This is a genomic window from Tangfeifania sp., assembly GCF_055108615.1.
This window is the reverse complement of record NZ_JBSQIC010000106.1, coordinates 1-10332: the sequence shown is the minus strand read 5'-3', so window position 1 is coordinate 10332 and position 10332 is coordinate 1. Positions and strand designations below refer to the sequence as shown.

The following is a 10332-nucleotide window of genomic DNA, read 5'->3' as shown; positions in this document are numbered from 1 at the left end:
TTTTTCGATGGATCGAGCAGAAAAAAAAGGACTGCCAGTGCGAGAATAACAACCAGCAGTCCTGCCTGAAAAATTCTTTTCATCATTTACGCAGTGAATTCTTCCAAAGCTCCCAGTCCTAATCCTGCAATACCAATAACAACGGTTAAAATAAACCAGATTATAGCTCCGGCCAGAGCAACTCCAAAAGAAACCCAGGCCCATATTTTTGCGTTTTTGCTCGACAGCTTGGCACCTTCGTAATCGCCCGCTGTCCATTTTGAATTTACCTGTGCTGCATAAACAATGGAAACAATCCCAAAGGGGAGACAGCATAAAATAGTGGTGAGAATTGCCCAAACCAGATAATTGGGTGGAGGAGCCTGTTGGGCCGCCTGCGGTTGTTGTTCAAGTTGTTCGTTCATAACTGAGTAATTTTTTATTGGTTTAAAAGTTTTGACTTTGAAAACAAATTTAACTTATGATTTTTTAAAATAAAATGAATTTCGAAAATAAATTTTTAAAACGACAAAATATCGAGGACTATTTATGTTTCGCAATATGATGGAGTTTGCCTTTGATTAGTTTTCGCCTGAGGGTACTGAGCCTGTCCACAAAAAGTATTCCCTGCAAATGGTCGTATTCATGTTGAAAAATACGGGCCTCTAATCCAGTCAAAGTTTCTTCTTTCCAATCGAAATTCAGGTCACGGTAACGTACTTCTACTTTTTCGGGACGTTTCACGTCTTCAAATATTTCGGGAATGCTAAGGCAACCTTCATTATACCACGATGTGTTGTCGTCGTGTTCCATGATCACTGGATTAAGAAAAACTTTTTCAACGGATTCAATTTTGTCATTTTCCAAAGGAGTGGTATCCACCACAAAAATGCTTTTCAGCAAACCAATTTGTGGGCCTGCCAAACCTATACCTCTGGCATTTTTTAACGTTTCCTTCATGTTCTCAGCCAGTTGAACAAAGTCGTCACCGGTATCCAGATCAAACGTTTTTTTTCTTAAAACCGACGAGCCATATATCACGATTGGCATTTTCATTTCTACTAATTTAAACTTTTAAAAATAAACAAATGTTTGAAACAATTCAAGTTTTTCCAGCATTTCCCGGAAAATGCATATCAAGAAATATTGTAAACATCCGATTGATATGATCTGATAATTAGTTTGTTGTCAGCGTTAATAACAGATTTACAAGACTCCCGGTAATTAATGCAGACAAAACCATTATTACCGTTGATTTTATCATATCTCTTATCCCCAGTTCTTTTAAAAGAACGGCAAAAGTAGCTACACACGGAAAGTACATCGACAACACAACGGAGGCCACCACCAGTTGCTGAAAGGTCATATTCAGCGGTACCAACATGCCAACTGCAAGGTCTTTTCGCAAAAAACCCATGATTAAAGCTCCTGCTGCTTCATCGGGTAATCCAAGCAGATGATCGAATACCGGTGAAGCTATTCTGTCAATAAAATGCAAATACATAAGGCAACACAGCTCCTATAGGAACAAACAATCCCGTGGTTAATAACCCGAAGGATTGGCCGTAATCAATAGTGCCATCAACCAATTTGCCAATCAATAAATCATGCAAAATTCCGGACTGCCCCAATAGCTCTGAAAGCCCGAGCATAACCGGTGACCAGCCTTTTTCGAAAAACGGTTCAAAAACAAAGCCGATTAGACCTTCCCCTATAAACCGGATGAGGGTGAATGTGAGCAATAAAACGAGAACCAATAGCGGGATTCCGGTGAGCGGTTTAATGGAGGCATCCCGCAGCTTTTCTGAAAAAGTGTGTTTTTTTGATTTAATTTCCTGTATCTCACTAATAATTTTCCCGATTTCGTTCCATCGCTGTGAATTATCAAAAACAAAATCGGAAACACGTGCATCACGAATCTTCAATACCAGCTCCTTTATTCCTTCGCCCGAAAGTGCAGAAGTTGGAATGCAGGGAACGCCCAGTACCTGTTCCAGTTTTTCAACATCGATAGATATGCCTTTGTGTTTTGTTTCATCGAACAAATTCAATGCAACCAGCAGGGGTTTTTCCTGCTTAATCAACTGAAGCGTAAGATTTAGCCCCCGTTCCAAATTCGTGGCATCGATAACACTGATAAATACATCGCCATCTTTTAGCATTTGTACAGCTATTTCTTCTGCTTTAGATGTTGCTTCCAGCGAATAAATACCAGGGACATCAATTAATTCGGTCCGCTCTCCCTGAATGTTAAAATATCCTTTCGTGTAGTCGATGGTAGTCCCCGGATAATTCGATGAAATTACATCCATCCCGGTAAGCCGGTTAAAAAGCACACTTTTACCAACGTTGGGATTTCCTATGAGCAATATCTTCATTGATAATCGTAATTAAACTGGTTCTACCACTATTTTCATTGCCATATTATGTCCGATGGCTACTTCGCTGTTTCCATAGCGTATTGTTACCGGGCCCTTCATCCATTGCGTACTTATCCTGACTATTTCTATTCCTTCGCGTATGCCAAGCGAATCTAACTTCTGAGTCAGCCCGTACCCGCCGTTTATTGTCTTGATAATTCCTTTTTTGCCAATGGGCAAATCATTTATTGTAAGCATATCGTCTAATTTTTATTCTCATTTATCAAATGAATTGATATTCAATTGTGTTACATATTAAATTTCAATAAAATATAGCCAACCAGCAGTCCGGCCAGCATATTAATGGTTTTCACTTTTAGAAAATCTTTTCTCGATTCAGCCAGGAGCGGAAGCATCCCATGTCCGTCTTGTACAATGGAGTTGGCAAGCAGTATGCTGAAAGGCAACAGGTTTTGTGAGAACAAAGTAACCAGAAACAGATGAGGTCCGGATTCGGGGATAATTCCCATTAGAACTGCAATAAGCAACACCACTGTCTGGTTGTTTTCCATCAGGCTGGTAAGCGCAAGATTCGATTCTACAAAGTGCAACACCAGAAAAGCGCCCCATGTCCACAGGAAAATACGCAGTAAATGTTTTTTCAGGATATGGTTGTACAAATGCGCTTTTAGAAAGTGGTTGGGAACCGTGAAAAATACAAAAAGCAAAAACAATGCTCCGATGAGAAACGTAAATTTTTTCCAGTTCCATTCATTGGGGCCAAGAACTCCGGTAACAATCATTAGTGTAAAAAGAAACGTGGAAATTATGAGCAAAGAACGCTCAAAAGTGATTTTTTTAAGTTGGGGGAAAACGATTGTTTTGTCGAAACAGCGGCAAATATCTTCCTGGTGCACTTCAAATCCATGAATTTCATCAGCGGTTTTTTTGTGTTCAAAAAGATGGACCACCCAACCTGCAGCAATGGCAATGGCAAGCATGATTCCGTTTAGCAGTAATGCTTTACCCGGGAACAGGGCAAACATTACAAAAGCTTCGTCGCCCGAAGTGGCAATCATTACCGCCACAAGTCCCGCCAACCCCATCATCCGGTGCGTGTAAAGACTAACTACGGTGAACGCACCCATACATCCCGGTGTGATGCCCAGTAAGGCTGCTATAATGATTTGCAGGAAGGGGGATTTTTGTAATTTTTCTGCCCAAACATTCTGGCTTTGTACATTGATATATTCAATAACCACCATCATAAACAACACGAAAGCGGTTATCATCAGCGTTTGTTTCAATGTTGAAATAAATACTTCAGTCATGGCACCTAATTTTTATTTAAACCAATTCCAAATAATTGCAAAATAAACAAAAGTTTATTTAATTTTGTGAATTAAATTTTAAAAAATGAAGAAAATTGTTTTAGTATTCTTCGTATTGTTAATTTTTGCAAAAGTAAACGCTCAAAACCAAATAAAAGGGAAAGTGACTGATGAAAACAATGAACCATTAACCGGTGCATCGGTTTTTTTGCCTGAACTCAACAAGGGAACAATAACCAATCAGGCGGGAGAATATTTAATTACGAATGTTCCAAATGGTAAAATTAAAATTCAGTTTTCATTTATCGGGTACAATACCGAAATTAAAACAATTGATATTTCGCAAACTGAAAATGAAGTAGATGCTTTATTGACAATAGCGATTATTCAATCGCAGGAAGTTGTGATAACAGGCGGCTACGTTACTTCACAGCATGAAAATGCGGTAAAGATTGATGTATTAAAAAGCAAGGATATTGCGTTTTCCGGAACACCAAATTTCATGGAAGCATTGACCAAAGTTCCCGGCGTTGACATGATAGCCAAAGGACAAGGCATATCGAAACCCGTAATTCGAGGGCTTTCAATGAATGATATTTTGGTTATGAATAATGGTGTGCGAATTGAAAATTATCAATTCAGTGAAAACCACCCCTTAGGCATAGATGACAACGATGTAGAAAGGGTGGAAATCATTAAGGGACCGGCATCTTTACTTTATGGTTCAGATGCAATAGGCGGGGTTATCAATTTCATAAAAGAAAAACCTGCACCAACCGGAAAGATTATAGGAGACTACCGGATGCAATTGCATTCGAACACGCTTGGCATGAACAATAGTGTTGGGTTAAAAGGGGCTTCAAAAAATCTTTTTGGAGGTTTACGTTTTGGGCATAAAACCCATGCTGATTATTTGCAGGGAGGTGGCGATTATGTTCCTAATACACGTTTTAATGAAATGACTTTCAATGCCAATACGGGATATACCGGCAAAATTGGCACTTTTAAGGTGTTTTATGACTATTTCAAACAAGATTTAGGCATGAGTGTACCTCCGGTAAAACCATTAATTACAGAGCAAGGTCGAAAAAATGAAGTTTGGTTTCAGGATTTGGAACATCAAATGATTTCATCTCAAAACAGCCTGTATCTGGGCAAATTCAAATGGGATATTAACGCAGCTTACCAAAACGCGTTGAGGAAACTTCAAACAACACTTGAAGTTCCGTTTGTTGAAATGAATTTGAATACCATCACCTATGAATCAAAATTGTATTTGCCCACCGGCGATAAATCGGAATATATCATTGGATTACAAGGGATGTTTCAAAATAACCGAAACCTGAACAACCGGGCTTCTCAATTTTTGCCAGATGCCGATGTTAATAATGTAGGATTTTTAGGATTGGTAAAATATACGGTACTAAAAAAACTAAAGGTACAAGGCGGGTTAAGATACGATAGGTATAAAACTGAAACCTTTGCTTTGGGAACAGAAGGAACAAGCGATTATCATGCTCCTGTTAAGAAAGATTTTTCAAATATTAATGGTTCGCTTGGAGCTACATATCAGCCGGTTGAGAAAATGATGCTCAGGGCTAATTTTGCCAAAGGGTACCGTGTTCCTAATTTATCAGAATTGACTTCTAACGGAATGCACGGAAACAGGTATGAGGTTGGAAATGAAAATTTATCGCCACAAAATTCTTTTGAAACAGATGTAAGTTTGCATTATCATGGTGAATTTCTATCCTTTGATTTGGCCGGTTTTTATAATCACATCAACGACTATATTTTTATTTCACCAACCATAGATACTACTTCAACCGGTGTAGGTATTTATCGATTCTCGCAAACAAATGCAAAACTTTACGGTGGAGAAGCAGGAATTCATTTTCATCCTGAATCATTTCCATGGTTGCATATTGAAGGAACTTATTCTTCGGTTATTGGCAAACAGGAAAATGGTGATTATTTGCCCTTTATACCGGCAAATAAATTGCGTTATGAGGTGCGTGCAGAAAGAAAAAAGTTAGGGTTTTTAAAGAAACCCAATATAAAAATATCCGCTCTGTCAGCATTTTCACAAAATACCCCATCTACTTATGAAACCGCAACAGAAGGTTATACCTTAGTAAATATCAGTGTTTATTCCGAAATAGTGGTATCAAAGCAAACTTTAATTTTTGGTGTATCTGTAAATAATTTATTTGATACACGATATTTTGACCATCTTTCAACCTTGAAGCCAATGGGGTATTACAATCAGGGCCGGAATTTTAACTTCTCGTTAAGAATACCTTTTGGAATTAAATAAGCCGATGCGTTTAATCTTACAGGAAGTATTTTAAAATAGAAGTTGTTAAAATCCGAAGGGAGAAATATTGAAATAATTAACCACGAAAAACTGGAAGATATCGGACGCAAAGGATAAAAATCCCCATTAATAGGGATATAACATTTGTTCATTTTTTAATATTTTTGTCCCCTGATGAAACGAACTTTTGGAAATATTATAATCAAGTATATTGCTGTTTTGGCGGCTATGGGGATAGTAGTGACAACAGTCAACAAAATAGTGTTTTCCCATTCTCATATCCTGGCCAGTGGAGAAGTTATTTCGCATGCACACCCTTACGATAAAACAAACGATTCGGAACCTTTCAAATCACATCATCACACGCAGGCGGAATTATTTTTCTTCCAGCATATCGAAATTTTCTTTCCTTTTGTTTTTCTTTCATTAAACCTGTTTTATAAGTTGCCCCGGGAAAATCATTTTACATATTCTGAAAAAAAGGCAACTTTGGTTGTAATAACCTCTCAAAAATGCAGGGCACCCCCGCTTTTGTATATCTAAAACCTTTGTGAATCATCGTCCGGTGATTTATTGTTGCATCACTTAAGTATCCCGCTGTTCAGATAAACTTTAATAAAAATTAGAATAGCCACATGATAGTATTCTGGTAAGTGAATTAAATTGGCCGGGAGTTAAAGGTGTATTTTTACATAGGACAAACATATTGGAAAGGGGGGAAACAAGAAAGTTAATTTTTGAACTTGAGGATGACATTATGGATTTGGAACAGGTTGTTGTTACCGGCACCCGTACAGCACATTACATAAAAGATGTTCCTGTGAGGACAGAAGTCATCACGGCAAAAGCCATCGAAAAGAAGAACGCCGCTACTTTATATGAGGCGCTCGACGAAACCCCAGGTATAAGGGTCGAACAGCAATGTCAGTATTGTAACTTCTCGATGGTCAGGATGCAGGGACTGGGTGCAGAACACACCCAGGTTTTGATTAACGGGCAACCGATGTATTCAGGGTTGGCAGGCGTGTACGGGCTTCAACAGTTGAGTACCATCAACATCGATAGAATAGAAGTGGTAAAAGGGGCGGGTTCTGCCCTTTATGGCAGCAGCGCGGTAGCCGGGGCAATTAACATTATCACGAAAGAACCGTCATTTACGCCGATGACCACGGTTGACCTGCAGGTTGGAAAATACAACACGAATAAATATGCCCTTTCATCTTCCATGAGAAATGAAAAAGGGAACATAGGGTTAAATATTTATGCACAGCGGTTTAACAAAGGTGCTATCGATAAAACCGGCCCCGGCCTTACAAGAAGTGAAGTAAAAAATAAAGACAGCATTTCCGACAGGGTTGAATCGAAACTGATAAACACCGGCTTCGACTTGTACGTTGATAATCCTTTTTTCGGCAACGACAAACTGATTATTCGCGGACGATCGGTATTTGAAAACCGTGCCGGAGGAACAATAACCGACGACTATTACAAAAATCCGCTCACCGACGGGACCGAAAATATCACGACCGACCGGTATGAAGCGGAACTTCAGTACAATAAGGAAATAAAAAACAATTCGGAAATAAATTTTTCACTGGCTTACGTGAACCATCAGCGAAATGCAACAAATGACTCTTTTTTGGGTGATTATATGGATACTCACCAGGACAGTGTCCCGGATTTAAGGATAATGAGGCCCTACCTTGCATTTGAAAATACATGGACATCAACATTGAGCTATACAAAGCAACTCGGGAACCATCATTTTCTGGCGGGCATACAATATTATTCTGACAATCTGGAAGAGTCGGGCATGTATGTGGTGGTTAATGACGAGAGTGACTTTTACGGTCAGTCATACCGGTCGGTTGCAAACAAAAAAGCCAGGGAATTTGGTGCCTTTATCCAGGACGAATGGGCGGTAACAGAAAAATTGGTTATTGTTCCCGGCATCCGGGTCGATTTCCATCATTCGGAGGAAATTTATAGCGCCGATCAGCAGATTTTTACCTCGGCCTTCCCCAAAACAAAATTTAAAGAAACAACCGTCAACCCGCGAATTGCTTTTAAATATGAACTTTCCTCTAAAATCACGCTAAGGGCAACAACCGGCACCGGGTTTCGGGCGCCCTATGGTTTTTCCGAAGACCTGCATTTGTGCAGCGGCTCGCCCCGTGTCTGGAAATCGCCGGATTTAAATCCTGAAACCTCGGTAAGCTATAATTTATCGGCCGATTATTACGGGAGAAAAATGAAAATCAGCGTCAATCTTTTCCGTACCGATTTAAAGGATAAAATTGGATTTACCGATGCAGAACCAAAAGTTGCTGCATTAGGTTATGATTACCAGTGGAAAAATATAGACAATGCTTTTGTGCAGGGAGTGGAATTATCGACTCAGTTCAACCTGGCAAAAAATTTCGATCTGGGAATCGATTTCACCGTTAACCAGGGAAAGTACGACAATCCGCGTGAAGATTGGCTTGAAACTCCTTTTGAAAATTACAGCAGGCACATTCCAAGATTTCCTGCAACCACAGGGAATTTAAAAGTTGAATATACCCCCGGGACCTGGAGCTTTACCTTGAACGGAAATTACCAGGGAATCATGTACATTGACTACTACAGTGAAGATCCCGTCCGGTCGAAAATAAAGAAAACGAAGCCCTTTTCATTGTTTAATGCCCGCGTGTCGAAAAAACTGAACCGTTCTAAAATTATTTACGGGGGAGTGAACAACATTTTTAATTACATCCAGGATGAAAGGCATTTAGACGATGCCGCTTTCATGTATGCGCCGGTTTTTGGAACCATGTTTTATGCAGGAATAGCTGTTAATATTATGCATTAACAAGAGAAAAATAAACAAAAGTTTATTTATTTTGTGAATTAAACGTCGAAAAAATGAAACTAAATCATGTAGCTTTATCAGTGAATGATTCGGAAGAAATCGAAAATTTTTACGAAGATATTTTGGAATTTAGTTTGAAAAGAAAGTTTTTGATGGAAGCCGGCATTTCGTTGAAATTTTTTGGAAAAGAGAAAGAAATTGATGTTTATTTCATGGAGAAGGATGATGTGGGATTAGAAATTTTTATTTATCCGGAGAAAGGGAAAAAGACTTTTTCTCATTTTTGTTTGGAGTATCACAACAGCAGTATTATTTATTATAATGCCAGAAAATTGGGCTACAAAACCAAAATAAAAATAAACCCGGGGAGAAATGATACTTATTTTATTTGGGATAAAAACGGGAATATGTTTGAACTGAAAGAAATACAAAAATGATTGATGACTTAAAAACTGCCTAAAAATAAAACGTACATTCGGCAAACAATTATACATTACAGAAATGATGCTAAATACAACAAAAACACTGGTAATTTTTTTAACTGCAATGCTTTTTGCGTGTGGTTTACAAAAAAATAAAAATGAAGACGACGAAAAGCCCGTAGTAACAGTTAGCATTTTACCCATAAAAACTTTTGTGGAACAAATTGCCGGGAACGATTTTAAAATTAACGTTTTGCTGCCCCCTGGTGCCAGCCCTGCCGATTTTACTCTGGTGCCTTCGCAACTGAGAGATATCGCCCGTTCAGAAGTCTGGTTCCGGATTGGGTACATCGGTTTTGAGTATTCCTGGAAAGAGAAAATTGAGCAAGCCAACCGGAATATGAAAGTTGTGAATCTTTCGGAGGAACTGGAATTAATTACTGATGAATATCTTCCGTCGGGTGAAAAAAGTTCCACCGGAGGAATCAATCCGCACACATGGTTGTCGCCCACTTTGGTAAAGCAAATGGCCGGTCACATTACCGAAGAACTTTTGTTGCTGAATCCCGAAAAGAAAGAAGAATATCAGGAAAATCTAAACCGTTTTGTGCAAAAAGTTGATGAGATGGATGCTGAAATCAGAGCGGCGCTAAAACCATACGAGGGCCGTCAGATTATCCTGTTTCACCCCAGTCTTTCCTACTTCGCGCGCGAATACGGGCTGGTTCAGTACTCGCTGGAACCCGGTGGCAAAGAACCTACGCCGCAACGGATGGCAGCACTGGTGGATTTCGCCGAAAAAGAGGATATCGGAGTAATTTACATTCAAAGCGATTTAGACAGGAGTCAGGCCCGCGTGTTTGCCGAGGAAATCGATGGGGAAGTTGTGGAAATGTGGCCCCTCAATCCGGAATGGTTTGACAATTTGAGGGGTATTACCGATCTACTGATACAGCACTTTTAGGACGAGTGTAAAATCAATTATGCAATGTCATTTCGAGTACTCACCCGGTTTTATTGGGCATAATGGGACGATGACAATAAATTTCCAAAATTCAAATCATAAATCCCA

10 protein-coding genes are annotated in these 10332 nt (G+C 39.2%); 4 read left to right on the top strand and 6 right to left on the bottom strand.

Translation table 11 applies throughout. From position 1 onward, the window contains the following. Nucleotides 1-86: 86 nt before the first annotated feature. The 6 genes from ACTCNA_RS16265 to ACTCNA_RS16240 form a co-directional block, all read right to left on the bottom strand. On the bottom strand, nucleotides 87-404 hold the full coding sequence (locus ACTCNA_RS16265; protein ID WP_462948993.1) for a CD225/dispanin family protein: 318 nt from the start codon (nucleotides 402-404) through the stop codon (nucleotides 87-89). A 118-nt stretch (nucleotides 405-522) separates the two neighbouring features. Continuing rightward, entirely contained in the window at nucleotides 523-1035 is a 513-nt protein-coding gene (def, locus tag ACTCNA_RS16260; RefSeq protein WP_462948992.1) for a peptide deformylase, read from the bottom strand. Between the two features lie 121 nt (nucleotides 1036-1156). Continuing rightward, nucleotides 1157-1483 carry a nucleoside recognition domain-containing protein gene (locus ACTCNA_RS16255; protein WP_462948991.1) on the bottom strand — a complete coding sequence of 109 codons (327 nt, stop codon included), beginning with the start codon at nucleotides 1481-1483 and terminating at the stop codon, nucleotides 1157-1159. Beyond that, nucleotides 1464-2357: a FeoB small GTPase domain-containing protein gene (locus tag ACTCNA_RS16250; protein WP_462948990.1), complete on the bottom strand. Its 894-nt coding sequence runs from the start codon at nucleotides 2355-2357 to the stop codon at nucleotides 1464-1466. The genes ACTCNA_RS16255 and ACTCNA_RS16250 overlap by 20 nt, the downstream gene beginning before the upstream one ends. 12 nt (nucleotides 2358-2369) lie before the next feature. Then, a complete protein-coding gene (locus ACTCNA_RS16245; protein WP_462948989.1) occupies nucleotides 2370-2597 on the bottom strand; it encodes a FeoA family protein in 228 nt (75 codons plus the stop codon). 50 nt (nucleotides 2598-2647) lie between these two features. After that, a complete protein-coding gene (locus ACTCNA_RS16240; RefSeq protein ID WP_462948988.1) occupies nucleotides 2648-3670 on the bottom strand; it encodes a putative manganese transporter in 1023 nt (340 codons plus the stop codon). 85 nt (nucleotides 3671-3755) lie between these two features. On the opposite strand from ACTCNA_RS16240, the gene ACTCNA_RS16235 reads away from it, so the two are divergent. From ACTCNA_RS16235 to ACTCNA_RS16220, 4 genes are all read left to right on the top strand, one after another. Continuing rightward, nucleotides 3756-5987 carry a TonB-dependent receptor gene (locus ACTCNA_RS16235; RefSeq protein ID WP_462948987.1) on the top strand — a complete coding sequence of 744 codons (2232 nt, stop codon included), beginning with the start codon at nucleotides 3756-3758 and terminating at the stop codon, nucleotides 5985-5987. A 757-nt stretch (nucleotides 5988-6744) separates the two neighbouring features. Next, nucleotides 6745-8838 carry a TonB-dependent receptor plug domain-containing protein gene (locus ACTCNA_RS16230; RefSeq protein ID WP_462948986.1) on the top strand — a complete coding sequence of 698 codons (2094 nt, stop codon included), beginning with the start codon at nucleotides 6745-6747 and terminating at the stop codon, nucleotides 8836-8838. A 53-nt stretch (nucleotides 8839-8891) separates the two neighbouring features. Next, nucleotides 8892-9275 carry a VOC family protein gene (locus tag ACTCNA_RS16225; protein ID WP_462948985.1) on the top strand — a complete coding sequence of 128 codons (384 nt, stop codon included), beginning with the start codon at nucleotides 8892-8894 and terminating at the stop codon, nucleotides 9273-9275. Nucleotides 9276-9339: 64 nt separating this feature from the next. After that, the gene (locus ACTCNA_RS16220; protein WP_462948984.1) at nucleotides 9340-10224 is read left to right on the top strand and encodes a metal ABC transporter solute-binding protein, Zn/Mn family; all 885 of its coding nucleotides are present in this window, start codon (nucleotides 9340-9342) and stop codon (nucleotides 10222-10224) included. Nucleotides 10225-10332 lie beyond the last annotated feature (108 nt).

Coding starts and splice junctions, on each gene's coding strand:
- def (WP_462948992.1), bottom strand. CDS start 1,035: ATGAAAATGCCAATCGTGATATATGGCTCGTCGGTTTTAAGAAAAAAA.
- ACTCNA_RS16220 (WP_462948984.1), top strand. CDS start 9,340: ATGATGCTAAATACAACAAAAACACTGGTAATTTTTTTAACTGCAATG.
- ACTCNA_RS16225 (WP_462948985.1), top strand. CDS start 8,892: ATGAAACTAAATCATGTAGCTTTATCAGTGAATGATTCGGAAGAAATC.
- ACTCNA_RS16245 (WP_462948989.1), bottom strand. CDS start 2,597: ATGCTTACAATAAATGATTTGCCCATTGGCAAAAAAGGAATTATCAAG.
- ACTCNA_RS16265 (WP_462948993.1), bottom strand. CDS start 404: ATGAACGAACAACTTGAACAACAACCGCAGGCGGCCCAACAGGCTCCT.
- ACTCNA_RS16235 (WP_462948987.1), top strand. CDS start 3,756: ATGAAGAAAATTGTTTTAGTATTCTTCGTATTGTTAATTTTTGCAAAA.
- ACTCNA_RS16230 (WP_462948986.1), top strand. CDS start 6,745: ATGGATTTGGAACAGGTTGTTGTTACCGGCACCCGTACAGCACATTAC.
- ACTCNA_RS16240 (WP_462948988.1), bottom strand. CDS start 3,670: ATGACTGAAGTATTTATTTCAACATTGAAACAAACGCTGATGATAACC.
- ACTCNA_RS16250 (WP_462948990.1), bottom strand. CDS start 2,357: ATGAAGATATTGCTCATAGGAAATCCCAACGTTGGTAAAAGTGTGCTT.
- ACTCNA_RS16255 (WP_462948991.1), bottom strand. CDS start 1,483: ATGTATTTGCATTTTATTGACAGAATAGCTTCACCGGTATTCGATCAT.